The organism is uncultured Zoogloea sp., assembly GCF_937894855.1.
GTDB classification, from domain to species: Bacteria; Pseudomonadota; Gammaproteobacteria; order Burkholderiales; family Rhodocyclaceae; genus Zoogloea; species Zoogloea oryzae.
This window is the reverse complement of sequence record NZ_CALAYQ010000050.1, coordinates 1-16,624: the sequence shown is the minus strand read 5'-3', so window position 1 is coordinate 16,624 and position 16,624 is coordinate 1. Positions and strand designations below refer to the sequence as shown.

At 67.5% G+C, this 16,624-nt stretch carries 17 protein-coding genes and 1 pseudogene; 14 read left to right on the top strand and 4 right to left on the bottom strand.

Annotated features, from left to right (window positions below; all coding sequences use genetic code 11):
- Window positions 1-22: 22 nt before the first annotated feature.
- The 9 genes from Q0672_RS06955 to Q0672_RS06915 all read left to right on the top strand — a co-directional run bounded on the left by Q0672_RS06955 (window position 23) and on the right by Q0672_RS06915 (window position 8,231).
- On the top strand, window positions 23-2,053 hold the full coding sequence (locus Q0672_RS06955) for an HD domain-containing phosphohydrolase (RefSeq protein ID WP_298621061.1): 2,031 nt from the start codon (window positions 23-25) through the stop codon (window positions 2,051-2,053).
- 125 nt (window positions 2,054-2,178) lie between these two features.
- Complete coding sequence (gene nifV, locus Q0672_RS06950; protein WP_298621059.1) at window positions 2,179-3,315, top strand: homocitrate synthase; 1,137 nt, start codon at window positions 2,179-2,181, stop codon at window positions 3,313-3,315.
- Complete coding sequence (cysE, locus tag Q0672_RS06945) at window positions 3,308-4,087, top strand: serine O-acetyltransferase (protein ID WP_298621057.1); 780 nt, start codon at window positions 3,308-3,310, stop codon at window positions 4,085-4,087. The genes nifV and cysE overlap by 8 nt, the downstream gene beginning before the upstream one ends.
- Before the next feature lie 7 nt (window positions 4,088-4,094).
- Window positions 4,095-4,637, top strand: coding sequence for a hypothetical protein (locus tag Q0672_RS06940; RefSeq protein ID WP_298621055.1), 543 nt, complete (start codon window positions 4,095-4,097; stop codon window positions 4,635-4,637).
- Between the two features lie 10 nt (window positions 4,638-4,647).
- Window positions 4,648-4,989 (top strand): nitrogenase-stabilizing/protective protein NifW, encoded by a 342-nt coding sequence (gene nifW / locus Q0672_RS06935; RefSeq protein ID WP_284187893.1) that lies wholly within the window; start codon window positions 4,648-4,650, stop codon window positions 4,987-4,989.
- Between the two features lie 24 nt (window positions 4,990-5,013).
- Window positions 5,014-5,490: a nitrogen fixation protein NifZ gene (locus Q0672_RS06930; RefSeq protein WP_298621052.1), complete on the top strand. Its 477-nt coding sequence runs from the start codon at window positions 5,014-5,016 to the stop codon at window positions 5,488-5,490.
- 3 nt (window positions 5,491-5,493) lie between these two features.
- Window positions 5,494-6,312: a nitrogen fixation protein NifM gene (nifM, locus tag Q0672_RS06925; RefSeq protein ID WP_298621050.1), complete on the top strand. Its 819-nt coding sequence runs from the start codon at window positions 5,494-5,496 to the stop codon at window positions 6,310-6,312.
- 399 nt (window positions 6,313-6,711) lie between these two features.
- Entirely contained in the window at window positions 6,712-7,320 is a 609-nt protein-coding gene (locus Q0672_RS06920; protein WP_298621048.1) for a tetratricopeptide repeat protein, read from the top strand.
- A 74-nt stretch (window positions 7,321-7,394) separates the two neighbouring features.
- A complete protein-coding gene (locus Q0672_RS06915; protein ID WP_298621046.1) occupies window positions 7,395-8,231 on the top strand; it encodes a hypothetical protein in 837 nt (278 codons plus the stop codon).
- A gap of 81 nt (window positions 8,232-8,312) precedes the next feature.
- Here Q0672_RS06915 and Q0672_RS06910 read toward each other — a convergent pair whose 3' ends face one another.
- Entirely contained in the window at window positions 8,313-8,741 is a 429-nt protein-coding gene (locus tag Q0672_RS06910) for a YidB family protein (RefSeq protein ID WP_298621044.1), read from the bottom strand.
- 203 nt (window positions 8,742-8,944) lie between these two features.
- On the opposite strand from Q0672_RS06910, the gene rpiA reads away from it, so the two are divergent.
- The 3 genes from rpiA (at window position 8,945) to Q0672_RS06895 (ending at window position 11,290) form a co-directional block, all read left to right on the top strand.
- Window positions 8,945-9,607, top strand: a complete 663-nt coding sequence (rpiA, locus tag Q0672_RS06905) for a ribose-5-phosphate isomerase RpiA (RefSeq protein WP_298621042.1) — start codon at window positions 8,945-8,947, stop codon at window positions 9,605-9,607.
- Window positions 9,608-9,665: 58 nt separating this feature from the next.
- The gene (gene phoU / locus Q0672_RS06900; RefSeq protein ID WP_153162435.1) at window positions 9,666-10,364 is read left to right on the top strand and encodes a phosphate signaling complex protein PhoU; all 699 of its coding nucleotides are present in this window, start codon (window positions 9,666-9,668) and stop codon (window positions 10,362-10,364) included.
- Window positions 10,365-10,525: 161 nt separating this feature from the next.
- Window positions 10,526-11,290: a flagellar brake protein gene (locus Q0672_RS06895; RefSeq protein WP_298621040.1), complete on the top strand. Its 765-nt coding sequence runs from the start codon at window positions 10,526-10,528 to the stop codon at window positions 11,288-11,290.
- A gap of 70 nt (window positions 11,291-11,360) precedes the next feature.
- Here the strand turns inward: Q0672_RS06895 and fliE are convergent, their stop codons facing one another.
- From fliE to Q0672_RS06880, 3 genes are all read right to left on the bottom strand, one after another.
- Entirely contained in the window at window positions 11,361-11,681 is a 321-nt protein-coding gene (fliE, locus tag Q0672_RS06890) for a flagellar hook-basal body complex protein FliE (protein ID WP_153162437.1), read from the bottom strand.
- A 64-nt stretch (window positions 11,682-11,745) separates the two neighbouring features.
- Entirely contained in the window at window positions 11,746-13,146 is a 1,401-nt protein-coding gene (locus Q0672_RS06885) for a sigma-54 dependent transcriptional regulator (protein ID WP_153162438.1), read from the bottom strand.
- A gap of 43 nt (window positions 13,147-13,189) precedes the next feature.
- A complete protein-coding gene (locus tag Q0672_RS06880) occupies window positions 13,190-14,293 on the bottom strand; it encodes an ATP-binding protein (RefSeq protein ID WP_298621037.1) in 1,104 nt (367 codons plus the stop codon).
- Window positions 14,294-14,447: 154 nt separating this feature from the next.
- On the opposite strand from Q0672_RS06880, the gene fliF reads away from it, so the two are divergent.
- Both fliF and fliG read left to right on the top strand, forming a co-directional pair.
- Complete coding sequence (gene fliF / locus Q0672_RS06875) at window positions 14,448-16,148, top strand: flagellar basal-body MS-ring/collar protein FliF (protein WP_298621035.1); 1,701 nt, start codon at window positions 14,448-14,450, stop codon at window positions 16,146-16,148.
- A pseudogene (fliG, locus tag Q0672_RS06870) lies at window positions 16,132-16,624 on the top strand (flagellar motor switch protein FliG); the annotation flags it as partial. The gene fliF and the pseudogene fliG, both read left to right, overlap by 17 nt.

The window sequence follows — 16,624 nt, the reverse complement described above, 5'->3', positions numbered from 1 at the left end:
GCCGGGCTCGCGCCTGCAGCTTGTGGACCAGCGCCACGCCCCCGTCGCCAGCCGCGACACCCCGGGCGACGCTGACGGAGAAGGCAGCGCCGAAGTCATCACCACGGCCCTGCGCACGCACCCGACCGGGCACACCGGCAGCCTGCAGCTGGAGGATGCCGGCGGGCACGCCTGGCGGGTCTCCACCGCGCCCCTGACTGGCTTTGGCGAACAGCACTGGACCCTCGTCATCGCCTCCCCTGAAGCCGCGATCTTTGCCGAAGCCGACCGCCAGCGCCGCCACGCGGTGCGTTTCACGGTGATCGCCGTGCTCCTCTGCTTTCCCCTCGCCTGGGGGCTGTCGCGCCTCCTGACCACCCCGCTCCACCGCCTCGCCCACGTGGCCCACGCCCTGTCGGCCCTGCAGTTCCAGCCCCAGCCCGAAACCCGCTCGGTGATCCTGGAGGTGGATCAGCTCGCCCGGGCCATCACCCTGATGCGCTCCGCCATCTCCCGCTTCCTCGAAATGGGCCGCGATCTGGGCGCCGCGCGGGACGTGGGCGGCGTGCTCGACGACGTGGCGGCCTGCGCCCGGGAAGTGGCCGGCGCCCGTCTGAGCGTGGTCGAAGTGATCGACGAGGCCGAAGGCCCGCTGCGCCGCGCCGCCGGCGACGCCATGCCGCCCGCCCTCGCCGCCGACCGACTGGCGCGATGCATCCTCGAAGCCGACGGCCCGGCCAGCCTCATCGCCGCCACCCCCGACAGCCCGGACGAGCACGTGCTCGGCATCCCCCTGCGCACGCCCGACGGCGATGCCCTCGGCACCCTGATGCTGGTGGACCGGCGCCACCCCGGCAGCGGACTGGCCCGCGCCGAAGTTGCCAGCTTTCTCCTCGCCCTTGCCGGCAGCGCCGCCGTCGCCCTCGAAAACCAGCGCCTCCTGCGGGGCCGCAAGGCGTTGCTGCGGGGCGTGATCAGCATGGTGGCCGAAGCCATCGACGCCAAATCGCCCTACACCGGCGGCCACTGCCGGCGCGTCACGGTGATCGCCCAGGCGCTGGCCCGCTCGGCCCAGGCCGCCAGCGACGGCCCGCTGGCGGCCTACCGGCTCGACGCCGCCGGCTGGGAAGCGCTGGAGATCGCCTGCTGGCTCCACGACTGCGGCAAGCTCACCACCCCCGAGTACGTCATCGACAAGGCCACCAAGCTCGAAACCCTCCACAACCGCATCCACGAGATCCGCACCCGCTTCGAAGTGCTCAAGCGCGACGCCGACATCGCCTTCTGGCAAGGCGTGGCGGGCGGTGGCAACCGGGCAAATCTGCAGGCCACCCGCGACGCCGAATGGCGCAGGCTCGACGACGATTTCGCCTTCATCGCCCAGTGCAACCGCGGCAGCGAAGGCATGAACGAGGCCCAGCTGGCGCGCCTCGACCGGATCGCCACCCGCACCTGGCAGCGCACCCTCGACCATAGGCTGGGGCTCTCCAACGCCGAACTCGCCCGCCTGCCCGACAGCCCCGCCGCCCTGCCGGCAACCGAACCCCTCCTCGCCGACGGGCCCGACAAGGTGATTCCCCGCCACAACGACAACCTCTTTGCCGGCGGCAACCCGTGGGGCTTCCGGATGACCGTGCCCGAGCGCCTCTACAACCACGGCGAGCTGCACAACCTGAAGATCGTCCGCGGCACCCTCAACGACGAAGAGCGCTTCAAGATCAAGGAGCACATCGTCCAGACGATCATCATGCTGTCCCGGCTGCCCTTCCCCCGCGATCTGGCCGCCGTGCCCGAGATGGCCTGCGGCCACCACGAGACCATCGACGGCCGGGGCTACCCCCGCCGCCTGCGGGCCGACGCGATGAGCGTCACCGCCCGCATCCTCGCCATCGCCGACATCTTCGAAGCCCTCACCGCCGCCGACCGCCCCTATCGCAGCGCCAACACCGTCGACGAAGCCCTGGCGATCATGGGCCGGATGGCCGAACAGCGGATCATCGACGCCGACCTCTTCGCCCGCTTCGTGCAGGACGAGGTGTGGCGCCACGCTCCGCCGCCGGGCGTTCTGGGCTGACAGCCGCCATCCGCCTTGTCGGTTTTCCGACACGAACCCGACGCCCCAAAACTGCCATCATATAAATCAGTGACTTAGCGCCTGGCATCGGCCTTGCTATATCCCCAGCAAGGAGGCCCACCGCCATGAAGCAGCCCTTTGTCACCATCAACGATACGACCCTGCGCGACGGCGAGCAGTCGGCGGGCGTGGCGTTCTCCCTCGACGAAAAGCTGCACATCGCCCGCCAGCTCGACGCCATCGGCGTGCCCGAGCTGGAAGTGGGCATCCCGGCGATGGGCGCCGAGGAGCGCGAATCGATCCGCGCGGTGGCCGACCTCGACCTCGACGCCCGGCTGATGGTGTGGAGCCGCATGCACGCCGCCGACATCGACGCCTGCGCCAACCTGGGCGCCAACCTCATCGACATCTCGGTGCCGGCCTCCGACCAGCACCTCGCCCACAAGCTGCGCCGCCCGCGCCAGTGGCTGCTGGACGAGCTGCCCCGCTACGTGGCGATGGGCCTCGACCTGGGGCTCGACGTGGGCATCGGCTGCGAGGACGCCTCCCGCGCCGATCCGGATTTCCTCGCCCGGCTGGCCGAGACCGCCGAACGCGCCGGCGCCCGCCGCCTGCGCTTTGCCGACACCCTGGGCGTGCTCGAACCCTTCGGCACCTTCGAGCGCATCGCCCACCTGCGGGCGCGCACCGGCCTCGAGATCGAGATGCACGCCCACGACGACCTGGGCCTCGCCACCGCCAACACCCTGGCCGCGTGCAAGGCCGGCGCCACCCACGCGAACACCACCGTCAACGGCCTTGGCGAGCGGGCCGGCAACGCCCCGCTGGAAGAAGTCGTGGTGGGCCTCGAGAAGCTCCACGACATCCGCACCGACATCGACCTGAAGGGCTTCCTGGCCCTGTCGAGCAGCGTCGCCCACGCCTCGGGCCGCGACGTGCCCTGGCAGAAGAGCGTGGTCGGCCCCGGCGCCTTCACCCACGAGGCCGGCATCCACATCGACGGCCTGCTCAAGCACCCGGACAACTACCAGGGCTTCGACCCGGTGGACGTGGGCCGCAGCCACCGCATCGTGCTCGGCAAGCACTCCGGCCCGCGGGCGGTGCAGGTGGTCTATGCCGGGCTGGGGATCAGCCTCGGCGACGCCGAAGCCAGCGCCCTCCTCGGTCACATCCGGCTCTTCGTCGCCGCCCACAAGCATTCGCCCGACGCGGCCGACCTGCACGCCCTGCTCGCCTCGGCCCGGAGCCACCGCCATGTCTGAATCGATCACCATGACCCCGCCTACCCTCGCCGCGCAGCCCGCCCTGTGGACCTTGCTGAAGGAAGACCTCGCCTGCGTGTTCCAGCGTGATCCGGCGGCCCGCTCCACCATCGAGGTGCTGACCACCTACCCGGGCGTCCACGCCATCCTCGCCCACCGCATCTCCAATCGCCTGTGGCAGGCCGGCTGGCGCTACCCGGCGCGCTTCCTGTCCTTCATCGGGCGGCTCGTCACCAACGTGGACATCCACCCCGGCGCCACCATCGGCCGGCGCTTCTTCATCGACCACGGCGCCTGCGTGGTGATCGGCGAGACCGCCGAGGTGGGCGACGACGTGACCCTCTATCACGGCGTCACCCTCGGCGGCACCTCGTGGAACCGCGGCAAGCGCCACCCGACGCTGTCGAGCGGCGTGGTGGTGGGCGCCGGCGCCAAGATCCTCGGCCCCATCACCATCGGCGAGCGCGTGCGCGTGGGTGCCAACTCGGTGGTGGTGCGGGACGTGCCGGCCGACCGGACGGTGGTCGGCGTGCCCGGCCGCATCGTCAATACCCGCGCCGCCGGTGGCCGCCTTGAGGACGGCATCAACCTCGATCACAACGTGCTGCCCGATCCGGTCGCCAAATCCATCTCCTGCCTCGTCGAGCGCATCGACCAGCTGGAGCGCGAACTGGCCACGCTCCGGCACGACGCCCCGCCCGCCGACCACAGCGGCCAGTGCGCCGTCTGCTCCGCCGGCGACCTGTGCTGCGAAAACCCCGAAATCCACTGAGGCCCCCATGGACCTGCTCGACTTCTCCGACTGCGAACTGTACTTCGACGTGCCGATGCCGGCCGCGGCCGAGCAACTGCTCGCCCAGGCCTCCGCCGAGTACGGCGACCCGTCGGCCGAAACCGCCCTGCTCCGCGCCCACCTGCTGGCGCCCGAGAACCTCACGGTGCTGGTCGGCCTGTATCGCTACTACTTCTACCAGCACCGGCTCGACGACGCCCTGCAGGTGGCCGAGCGGGCGATGCAGCTCTCCGGCCATCACCTCGACCTGCCCGACAACTGGGAAAAGCTCGACGAAGCCTGGCTGGCCCACGCCGCGGCCAAATCCTTCGGGCTGCTGCGCTTCTACCTGCTGGCCCTGAAGGCCGCCAGTGTGGTGCTGCTGCGCCTGGGGCGGATCGACGATTCGCGCCGGCGCCTGCAAAAACTGTCGTCCCTCGACAGCCGCGACCAGCTCGGCACCGCCCGCCTGCTGGAAGTGGTGGCCATCTACGAATCGCCGGCCACCGACGAAGAAACACCCTCAACCGATGACCTTGCCCTAGCCTGAGGAGGCTGCCATGGAAGACACGCTGACCCTCGCCGAAGCCATGGAAGAACTGGTTTCCGCCGAAGACTTTCTCGACTACTTCGAGGTGCCCTACGAGGCTTCGGTGGTCCATGTGAACCGCCTGCACATCCTGCAGCGCTTCCACGACTACCTGGCCCGCCAGGTGCCCAACATGCCGCCCGAGGAGGACAAGCAGCGCGGCATCTACCGCCTGTGGCTGGAGCGCGCCTACCAGGATTTCGTCGTCTCCAATTCCCTCACCGAGAAGGTCTTCGCGGTGTTCCAGACGGTATCCAAGCCCGACGGCGGCATGGAATCCTTCGTGTCCATTGACAAGGTCTTCGTCCAGTAACGAAGCCCGCCGGGAGGAAGCACCATGATGAACGCCCGCTGGGAATACGGCGAAGCCGTGCGCCTCACGCGCAACGTGCGCAACGACGGCACCTACCCGGGCCTCGACCCCGGCGCCCCGCTGGTGCGCCGCGGCAGCATCGGCTACGTGGTGGACGTGGGCACGTTCTTGCAGGATCAGGTCATCTACTCGGTGAACTTCCTGGACGAAGGGAAGATCGTCGGCTGCCGCGAGGAAGAACTCATCGGCGCCGAAGAGGCCTGGACGCCCTCGCGCTTCGAGTTCCGCGACAAGGTGCAGGCTACCCGCCAGCTCGCGGTGGGCGGCGAGGTGCTCGTCACCGTGGGCGCCATCGGCGAGGTGATGAAGGTCATCCGCGACGCCCCGGGCGGCGTGGCCTACCACATCCACTTCGACGACCTGCCGGGCCGGGTGCTGCAGATCCCCGAGAGCATCCTGGAGGGCGCCGGCCGCAACACCGCCGAGGACGACGAGGGCTGAACCATGCACGACGCCTACCTTCAGCTCAAGCTCGCCTGGGAACTCTTCCAGACCGCACCGGGCGAGCTGGACGATGCCCAGATGAGCCGCGTGACCGAGGTGCTCAGCCGCCAGTACGGCATCGAGCAGCGCATCCTCGAAAGTGACGAAGCCGCCCAGGTGGTGGTGCCCGCCGCCACCCTCGCCGCCCGCCTGGGCGAAATCCGCCAGCGCTACAGCGACCCCGACGCCATGGCCCAGGATCTCGCCCGCAGCGGGCTCGACGAGGCCGGCCTCGAAGAAGCCGTCTCCCGCGACCTGCGCATCGAGGCCGTGCTGGAACGCATCGCCGCCGCCGTGCCCGACGTCACCGAGGTGGACGCCGAGATCTTCTACCGCATGCACCCCGAAGCCTTCGACCGCCCCGAAGCCCGCCGCCTGCGCCACATCCTCATCACCTTCGACAGCCGCAAGGACAAGGCCGACGCCACCGCCCGCCTCGAAACCCTGCGCCACACGGTGAAAGACGCCGACGCCTTCGGCAAGGTCGCCCTGCGCCACTCCCAGTGCCCCACCGCGATGGAAGGCGGCAAGCTCGGCACCGTGAAGCGCGGCCAGCTCTTCCCGGAACTCGAACCCGCCGCCTTCGCGCTGGAGACCGGCGAGATCAGCGCCGTGCTCGAATCGCCCATCGGCCTGCACATCATCCTGTGTGAGGAAGTCCTGCCCTTCGGCATCCCGCCCTTCGAGGAAGTCCGCGACCGCATCATCGAACGCCTCGCCGACAAACGCCGCCAGACAGCCCAGCGGGATTGGATCAAGCGCCTCGGCGCACCGCGCTGAGCGCCGTCGCGATATCGACGCCAGGGCACGCTGCCCGCCGGCTCCAGCCGGCGGCGCAGGCATGGCGCGGGAAAATGCACCCGCCATCGAAATCCCATTGCCAAATCCTTCCATCCCGACAGCAAAACCCGGTTGTACAGGGCCAAGGTCAGCGGGATAATCCGTCAGCTTGACGCAGGTTTCTGCCCCCTTGCCACGCCATCCAGCAGTCATCGCCGTTCGCGGATCACGCCGTTTTGCGGATTGGCGTCTATCCTTGGATGGCACGCTTGGTTTCTCGCTGCATCGGGGCATCTGCGTCACCCCGGCCTGCCGCGCAGCCCAGCCATCAAGGCGGGCGCGGCGAGCCACCAGCAATTGCGGAGTGATCTTTCCCGATGGATTCGTAGGAGCGCCGAGATGAAGAAACACGCCGTCTGCCTGCTGCTGATACTGCTGTCGTCCGCCGTGCTGGCGCAGACGCCGTCCTCGACCGTCCGTATCTGCGACGACCGTGGCTGCGAAGAACGCCCGCGCGACGCCGTCACCTTCAACCCCAACGCCCCGGGCGACTCCGCCGCCGAACAGCAGGCCGCCAAGCTAATCGCGCTGGCCGAGAAAGACCCCCGCGCCGCCTACGACCTGGGCCTGCGCTACTTCCGGGGCGACGGCGTGCGCCAGGACAGCTACCAGGCCCTCAAATGGATGCGCGACGCTGCCGAGCGGGGTTACCTCAAGGCCCAGACCGCCGTCGGACGCCTCTACCTGATGGGCCTCGAGGAAATGGGTTCCGACCCATCCGAAGCCGAAAAATGGCTCTCCATCGCCGCCGGTCGCGGTGACAAGGAAGCCAAGACCCTGTTGGCTCAAGCCACCAAGGCAAAGCAGAATGAGGTGGCATATCGACGCTGGGTCGATTCGCAAAAGGCGATCTGGAACAGCTACTGGATGGACCGCTACCAATACGAGTGGCAATGGCGAAACGGCGGCTGGTACGAGTACCGGCCTTATTACGGGCCACGCTACTGAAGAGCACGCCGGGGCGTCAGCCCCTGGGATCGCGCCAAAACACCCCACGACTTACTTCCAAAGGATGAGTGCCGATGCTGAACACTAAACTGACTTCCCTTGCTGGCGTCATTGCCGCATCCCTGGCCCTTGGTGGCTGCGCCAACAACCCGCTGGCCGGAGGCTCCATCAGCACCGGCTCGTCCGATGCCACCGCGGTGAGCGGTGCGGCCGGCGGCGGCACCAGCGCCGGCGCCAACGCCAACCTGGAGCGCTGCCCCGCCCCGCTGGGTACGCTGGCGGTGGATGACGGCCGCGGCAAGGAATGGTTTGCCAGCTTCGGCGCCGCCACCAAGGTCACCACCATCGAACCGCTGATCCGCCTGGCGGTGCAGCAGTCCAACTGCTTCGTGATCACCTCGATCGGCAACGCCCGCACCGAAAGCAAGCTGTCGGCGATCACCGACAAGCAGCGCAACTCGGGCGAGTTCCGGGCCGGCTCCAAGCAGCAGAAGGGCCAGCGCGTCGCCGCCGACTACTACATGGAACCGTCGATCATCATCGACAACTCCTCCACCGGCCGCATGGCCGGCGCCCTGGGCGGTCGCCTGGGTGCGGGTGGCGCGCTCCTCGCCGCCGGCCTCGAGAGCAAGGTCTCGGTGGTCACCATGACCATCTTCGACATCCGCTCGGGCGTGCAGCTGGCCATCTCCGAAGGCAACGCCACCGCCACCAACTTCGGCGCAGCCCTCGGCGGCTTCGGCCCTGGCGCCGCTGCCGGCCTGGGTGGTTTCTCCCAGACCCCGGAGGGCAAGGCCACCGTCGCCGCCTTCACCGACGCCTACAACAAGATGGTCGTCGCCCTGCGCAACTACAAGGCGCAGGACGTCAAGGGTGGCCTCGGCCGGGGCGGTCAGTTGAAGGTGAATTAACCTGAACCCGGCACCAGACGGAGCGCCATTCCAGTAAAGAAAGCCCTGCCAGGCCGGCAGGGCTTTCTTGCCATCAGGCGATCACTTGCCCAGCATGGCCATCAGGCCGGACAGCGCCTGACCGAGGTCCACGTCGCCCTCGGGCACCTGGCCGTTCGGGGTCAGTTGATCGACCACCTGGGGCAACACGTTGGCGATGTGGCCTGCCACCTGCTCGGTCGGGATGCCGAGCTGGGCCGCCAGATCGCCCAGCTCACCGCCGCGGAAGACCTGACCGATCTGATCTGCGCTAACCGGAAGATTCTGGCCAGTGCCGACCCACGACGCCGCCTGCTCACCCAGGCCAGCCTGGCCGAGCCGCGCCAGCAGGCCGCCAAGGCCACCCTGGCCGTTGTTCTGGAGCAGACTCATCACCAGTTGCAGCAGGGCAGCCTGACCACCACCGCCTTGCTGGCCGCCGCCAGCCAGCGACCCCAGAACCTGACCTGCCAGTTGATCGAGCAAACCCATCGTGAAGCTCCTTCTTTAAGTGTTATTTCGGGAAACCCTGCCGATCCGCCGCAGCGGGAAATTGTGGCAGCGGCGTAACACTTTACGCGCTCCCTGCCCCCCGGGTGTAAGGCTTTGTGGAATGGAGATGCAAGCGTGACAAACCGCAAACCACGCACCGGTACGGGTAAAATCCGGGTTTTGGCTTTCAAGCAGCTCACACCATGACTCAGGACGAACTCAAGCAACAGGCGGCGCTGCGTGCCCTCGATTACATCGTCGAAGGCAGCATCGTCGGCGTCGGCACCGGCTCCACGGCCAACTTCTTCATCGATGGCCTGGCCACGATGAAAGACCGCATCGTCGGCGCCGTGGCCTCGTCCGAAGCCTCGGCCAAGCGCCTTGCCGGGCACGGCATCCGCCTGTTCGATCTGAACGACGTGGACCGGATGCCGGTGTACGTTGACGGCGCCGACGAGATCGACGCGTCCCTCGCGATGATCAAGGGCGGTGGCGGCGCGCTCACCCGCGAGAAGATCGTCGCGGCGGTGGCCGACAAGTTCATCTGCATCTGCGACGCCACCAAACAGGTCGAATGCCTCGGCCGCTTTCCGCTGCCCGTCGAGGTGATCCCGATGGCCCGCGCCCAGGTCGCCCGCCAGCTCGCGGCGCTGGGCGGCCGTCCGGTGCTGCGCGAAGGCTTCGTCACCGACAACGGCAACATCATCATCGACGTGCATGGCCTGCAGATCGCCGATCCGGCTGCCTTCGAGACCACCGTTGACGGTATCGTGGGCGTTGTCACCAACGGCTTGTTCGCCCGTCGCGGCGCCGATGTGCTGCTACTCGCCACGGCCGGCGGGGTCGTCACCTACGAACGCACCTGAAACAAAAACGTCATGAACCGCTGTTAATCTGCTGCGCTTACCAGCCTTAGGATTTTCAATGAACGAGCACACCTCCAAGAAGTTCGATTCCGAACTGGAAGGAATCCGCAACCGGGTTCTCCAGATGGGCGGGATGGTCGAGTTGCAGATCGTGAAGGCGATGGAAGGGCTTTCCGACGGCGATCCGCTGCTGATCGATCAGGTCATCGAAAACGATAACCGGGTCAATCTGCTCGAGATCGAGCTGGACGAAGCCTGCAATCAGGTCATTGCCAAGCGCCAGCCCACCGCAGTCGACCTGCGCATGGTGAGCACCGTCCAGAAAACCATCACCGATCTGGAACGGATCGGCGACGAGGCGAAGAAGATCGCCAAGACGGCCAAGCAGCTGCACAGCAACGGTTCGCCCTTCATGCCGCAGATCCGCCTCGGCCACATCGCCGACGCGGTGGTGGACATGCTGCGCACCGCGCTGGATGCCTACGCCCGCCTCGACACCGTGGCTGCCGCCCAGGTGGTGCGTCACGACAAGGAGGTGGATGCCGAGTTCAAGGGCATCATGCGCCAGCTCATCACCTACATGATGGAAGACCCGCGCACGATCTCCCAGGCCATCGAGCTGATGTTCGTCGCCAAGTCGGTCGAGCGCATCGGCGACCACGCCAAGAACATCGCCGAGTACGTGGTGTACATGGTCAAGGGCCGCGACGTGCGCCACACCAGCCTCGAGGAAATCGAGCGGGAAGCCACGCGCTGATCCATCTGGCCGTCGGTCAGTCAGTCGGGGGACGGTTTTCCGTCCCCCGATTCATTTTGTATCGCAGATTTCATCGGGCATGCGACTTGCTCCACCGTCGGGGTCATCCACCCGACTGTTAGAATCGGTGTTTCAGCCGATCTCCGAACGCCACTGCCATCATGCCGCTCAAGTTCGAACTCCTGCAGGCCGACGAACACTCCCGCTACCTGCTCCGCGGAAAGACCGACATCCTCTACAACCTGCGCAGCCTCGTGCAGAAGCGCGCGATGATCAGCGCCTTCATCGACGCCAGCGCCGACTCCTTCCTCACCGCCATCCTGGACGTCAATCCTGACAACGACACGCTGATCCTCGACGCCGCCAGCAGCGACGTGATCAACAACCGCGTGGATGGCACCGAGCAGCTGATCTGCGTCACCCAGCTCGACAAGATCAAGATCCAGTTTGCTGCGACCAGGCCCGTGCGCATCAACCACGAAGGCCACACCGCCTTCCGCATCGCCCTCCCCGAGGTGCTGCTGCGCCTGCAACGCCGCGAGTACTACCGGCTGATCGCCAGCAACCCCCACAGCCTCAGCTGCCTGATCCCCGTGAGCAGCGGCGGCGAGAAGCGCATGGTGTCGATGGAGGCCACCGTGCTCGACATCAGCAGCGGCGGGCTGGCGATCCTCCTGCCGCCCAACGAGCCGACCCTGGAGCCGGAAACCATCCTGAACGACTGCCGCCTGATGCTCCCCGAGACGGGCCCGATCGTCACCTCGCTGCGGGTGCGCAACATCTTCCGCATCACCAACCGCGACGGCAGCACCATGCTCCGCGCCGGCTGCGAGTTCACCGACCTCCCCGCCAGCATGGCCTCGACGATCCAGCGCTACATCCTCAAGGCCGAGCGGGAACGCAACGCCCGCGAACGCATCCGCTGAGTCCCGCGGTCACGCACAAGGACAAAAGCCGGCTTTCGCCGGCTTTTGTCCTTTAAACCCTGAGAGGTCGTCACACCGACATGTTCATGATGTCCTGATAGGCGGTGACGAGCTTGTTGCGCACCTGCACCATCTGCTGGAATGACAGGTTGGCCTTTTGCAGATTGACCATCACGTCCTGGAGATTGACGTTCGGATCGCCCGCCGAGAAGCCCTTGGACATTTCCTGGGCCTGCATCTGGGCGGAACTCACCTGGTCGATGGCGGTTTGAAGCACCTGACCGAAATCGGTCTCGCCGGCAGCCTGGGCCGATTGGGCGGACTTGCCCGACGCCACCTGCGAGGTGGCGCGAAGCTCCGACAACATCTGATCGATTCCGCGGGTATCCATGATCCTGCTCCTTTGACTCGACTATAGCAGAGCAAGTGACGTGCCACAGAGCACAAGGTGCGCGTCAGCCGCTGAAAAGCCCCTCTTCCCGGTACTGCTGGAGCTTGTAGCGGAGGGTGCGCTCGGAGATGCCAAGCTGCGCCACGGCTCGCTTTCGCGACCCACCGACCTCTTTCAGCACCTGCAGGATGTGCTCGCGCTCCAGATCCTTCATGTTGGCCGGGCGGGCGGCCTCGCGGGCTTCGGCAGCGGCATCGACGGCAGAAATTGCCGGATCCACGGCAAACGGTGCCGGCATCGTCGCCGGCGGCGGCACCACCATCCGCACCGGTTCGCCGTTCCAGTGGGGCAGGCACAGGCGGATGGTCTCGCCCGACACGGCCTGACCGCTGCTGAGGATCAGCGCCCGCTGGACGGTGTTTTCCAGCTCGCGCACGTTGCCCGGCCAGTGATAGGTGAGCAGCACCTCCTCGGCCTCGGGCGACAGGCGCCCCACGCGCTTGAGACGCACGCCATGGAGCAGCGCGAAATGCCGGGCCAGGGGCACGATGTCGCCGGGCCGCTCGCGCAGCGACGGGATCGCCAGCGGGAACACGTTGAGGCGGTAGAACAGATCCTCGCGGAAACGGCCGGCGGCCACTTCCTTGCTCATGTCGCGGTTGGTGGTGGCCAGCACGCGGATGTCGAGCGGAATCGCCTTCTTGCCGCCCACCCGCTCCACCTCGCGCTCCTGCAGCACGCGCAGCAGCTTGGCCTGCAGGCCCAGGGGCATCTCGGAGATTTCGTCCAGCAGCAGCGTGCCGCCTTCGGCCTGTTCGAACTTGCCGGCCTGGCTGCTGGTGGCGCCGGTGAAGGCGCCCTTCTCGTGGCCGAAGAGCGTGGCTTCGAGCAAGCTATCGGGGATCGCCGCGCAGTTGATGGCCACGAAGGGGCCGCTGCGGCGGGAGGAGTGTTCGTGCAGGTAGCGGGCAAAGACTTCCTTGCCGGTGCCGGATTCGCCGTTGAGGAGCACCGTGGCGTCGGTCTCAGCCACCTTGTCGGCCAGGGCCAGCAGCTTGCGGGTGTGGGGGTCGGCGGCAATCATGTCGTCGTCGCGCCGGGTGACCGCGTAGCGCTCGACGTGTTCGAGCAGCACCTTGGGCTCGAAGGGCTTCATCAGGAAGTCGCAGGCGCCGCCGCGCATGGCGTCGACGGCCTTCTCGACGTCGCCAAAGGCGGTCATGAGCAGCACCGGCAGCTGGGGCAGGCGCTGGCGCAGCTCGGCCAGCAGCTGCAGGCCGTCCATCGGCTGCATCTTCAGGTCGGACAGGACCAGGTTGAACGCCTGTCTTTCCACCTCGGACAGGGCCGCCGGGCCGTCGCCCACGCCGGTCACCGCGTGGCCGGCGACCTCGAGGGTCAGGCACACGGCGTCGCGCAGGGGCGCATCGTCTTCGACTACCAGGATGTTGAGGGCTTCAGGCATGGGACGTCTCTCTAAAACTGGGTGCAACTGGGCGAGCCGGGCGTCAGCCGCCCATGGCGAGGGTCAGTGAAAAAACCGTTCCACGACCGGGTTCGGAATCGATGCCGATGTCTCCCCCGTGGGCCCGGGCAACGCCCCGCGCAATCGCCAGGCCCAATCCTGTTCCGTCGGGCCGGGTGGTAAAGAACGGCTCGAAGAGCCGCGACTGTAGTGCCGGATCAATTCCGCGGCCGTTGTCGGCCACCGTGAAGCGGGCCATGGCGCCGTCCAGCCGGGCCTGAAAGCGGATCACGCCGCCGGCGTCCAGCGCCTGGACGGCGTTCTCGAGCAGGTTGGTGAGGGCCCCGGCGATGGCCTTGCGGTCGCCCACCACCTGGGTGTCGCCGCAGGCGCAGGCGGATTCGAGGGTCAGCCCCTTGGCGCGGGCCAGGGGTTCGAGGGTGTGGGTGAGTTCGGCCACCAGATCGCAGATGCCGAAGGGCTCGCGGCCGAGGGTTTCGCCACGGGCAAACAGCAGCATGTCGCGGATGAGTTTTTCGAGATGGCGCAGGCGCTCCATCGCCCGGTTGCCGATGCGCTCCCGGTCGGCCGGGCCCATTTCCTGCTGCACGAGGTTGGCGGTGTAGAGCAGCGCGGCCGACAGCGGCGTGCGCAGCTGGTGGGCCAGCCCGGCGACCATCTCGCCCATGGCGGCGAGACGCTCGTTGCGTTCGGCGGCGAGACGCATCCGGTGGGCGTCGGTCACGTCGGTGAGGAGCACGATGTGGCCCTCGCCGGATTCCAGGGCTGCGTCGTCGCGGGTCAGGCGACGGGTTTCGGTGCCGGCGCCAAGCTGCCATTCGCCCGGGGTTTCGGTGGGCGCCAGGCGGGCGGCAGAAAACGCCGCCCAATCGACGCCGGCCAGCGGCGCCTCGAACATCGCCTCGACGGCCCGGTTGGCCTGTACCACGCGGCCGTCCCGGTCGAGCACGACGACGCCCGCCGGCAGCGCGCCCATCAGCACGCTGAGACGTTCGGTCAGCTGGCCGACCTGCGTCTGCAGGCCGGCGTAGGCACCGGTCAGGGCCTCCGACGCCTCGCTGAACTGGCGAAAGGCTTCGGCCAGCTGGCGGGCGTCGAGACGGTCTTCGGTGGCGGGCAGGTTCATGAAGGGCACGGGGCGAAATTCACCGGTTCGCAGCTTAGGCCCGCCGGCGGCAAGACAAGCCGGCAAATAGGCGGCAAAAACTGCTGCTAATCCTGCCCTTGAACGGATTGCGCCTCGCCGAGAATGCGAGCATCCGTAAGAGGGGAATGTTTCCATGGCAGCAGAAGACGCCGCCGTCGCTCCACCGCCGCCCGCCTCACCGTTCACTCAGGTGCTGGAGAACATCCGCAATCTGTCGCAGCGCCAGAAGCTCGCCGCGGGCGCCGCCTTGGCCTTCGCCATTGCGCTGGTCGTCGGCGTGCTCCTGTGGAGCCGGCAGCCGGACTACGCCGTGCTGTTCTCCAATCTCGCCGAGAAGGACGGGGGCGCCGTCGTGGCCAGCCTCCAGCAGCAGAACATCCCCTACAAGTTCTCCGACAACGGCAACGCGATCCTCGTCCCCGCCGCCAACGTGCACGACCTGCGCCTGCGCCTCGCCGCCCAGGGCATCCCCAAGGGCGGGCTGGTGGGCTTCGAACTGATGGAGAACCAGAAGCTCGGGCTGTCGCAGTTCCACGAACAGGTCAATTACCAGCGCGCCCTCGAAGGCGAGCTGTCGCGCACCATCTCGGCCATCGCCAGCGTGGCCGGCGCCCGGGTGCATCTGGCCATCCCCAAGCAGACCGCCTTCCTGCGTGACGAGCAGAAGCCCACCGCCTCGGTGATGGTGAACCTGCACACCGGCCGCGCCCTCGACCCGGGCCAGATCGCCGGCATCGTGCACCTCATCGCGTCCAGCGTGCCCCAGCTCACCAACGAAAACGTGAGCGTGATCGACCAGGACGGCACCCTCCTCACCAAGAAGCCGGACCCGCTGCGCACCAACCTCGACGCCACCCAGATCAAATACACCCGCGAGCTGGAAGAGGGCTACATCGAGCGTATCAACGCCATCCTCACGCCGCTGTTCGGCAAGGGCAACTTCCGCGCCCAGGTGTCGGCCGACGTGGACTTCAACGTCACCGAGCAGACCGCGGAAACGTACCGCCCCAACCCGTCGCCCGAGCAGGCCATCCGCAGCCAGCAGAGCAACGAGAGCACCACCCGGGAGCAGGCCGCCCAGGGCGTGCCGGGCGCGCTCACCAACCAGCCGCCGGTGCCGGCCACCGCGCCGCTCACCACCCCGCCGGTCGGCGGTGCCGCCGGCCCCAACCAGCAGCCGCCCCTCAGCACCACCAAGAGCGCCACCATCAACTACGAGGTGGACAAGACCATCCAGCACACCCGCAAGGCGCTGGGCCAGATCCGCCGGCTGTCGGTGGCGGTGGCCCTCAACCAGAAGGAAGAGAAGGACAAGAACGGCGTCGCCAAGCCGGTTCCGCTCACCGACGAAGAGCGCAAGCGCGTCGAGGATCTGGTGCGCGACGCGGTGGGCTACAGCAAGGACCGCGGCGACACCATCAGCGTGGCCAGCAGCCCCTTCGTGGTCTCGGACAAGGATCAGCTCGAGACGCCGATCTGGAAGGACCCGGACAACGTCGCGCTGTTCAAGGAGCTCATCAAGTATCTGGTCATCGCCGGGGTGATCGCTTTCGTGGCCTTCGGCGTGATCCGCCCGCTCCTGAAGCAGGTCATGCCGCAACCGGAAACCAAGGAAGAAGAAGCCGCCGCCGAGGCCGCTGCCGCCGGCGAGGAAGGCGAAGAGGGCGAGGAAGGTGAAGAGGAAGGTGCCGAAGTGGCCCTGTCGCCCGAAGCCGCCGCCCGCCTCGCCTATGAGGAAAAGCTCGCCAAGGCCCTGGCCCTGGCCAAAGACAACCCGCGGATGGTTGCCAACCTGATCAAGGAATGGATGGGAAACAATGAGCAGCAACGATGAAGGGCTGGAAAAGAGCGCCCTGCTCCTGCTGACGCTCGGCGCCGACGAGGCCGCCGAAGTGCTGAAGCTGCTCGGCCCGAAGGAAGTCCAGAAGCTCGGCGCGTCGATGGCCGCCATGACGGCCCAGCCGCGGGAGCGGGTCGAGGGCATCCTCGACGAGCTGATCATCTACTCCGACAAGGGCTCGCCCATCGAAGCCGACCACGAGCACATCAAGGCCATGCTCACCAAGGCCCTCGGCGACGAGCGCGCCAACCACCTGATCGGCCGCGTACTGCAGGGCTCCGACACCGCCGGCATCGAAAGCCTGAAGTGGATGGACGCCGCCACCGCCGCCGATCTCATCAAGAACGAACACCCGCAGATCATCGCGACGATCCTGGTCCACCTTGAGTTCGACCAGGCCGGCGAGATCCTCAAGCACTTCACCGACCGCCTGCGCAACGACGTGCTGCTGCGCATCGCCACCCTCGACG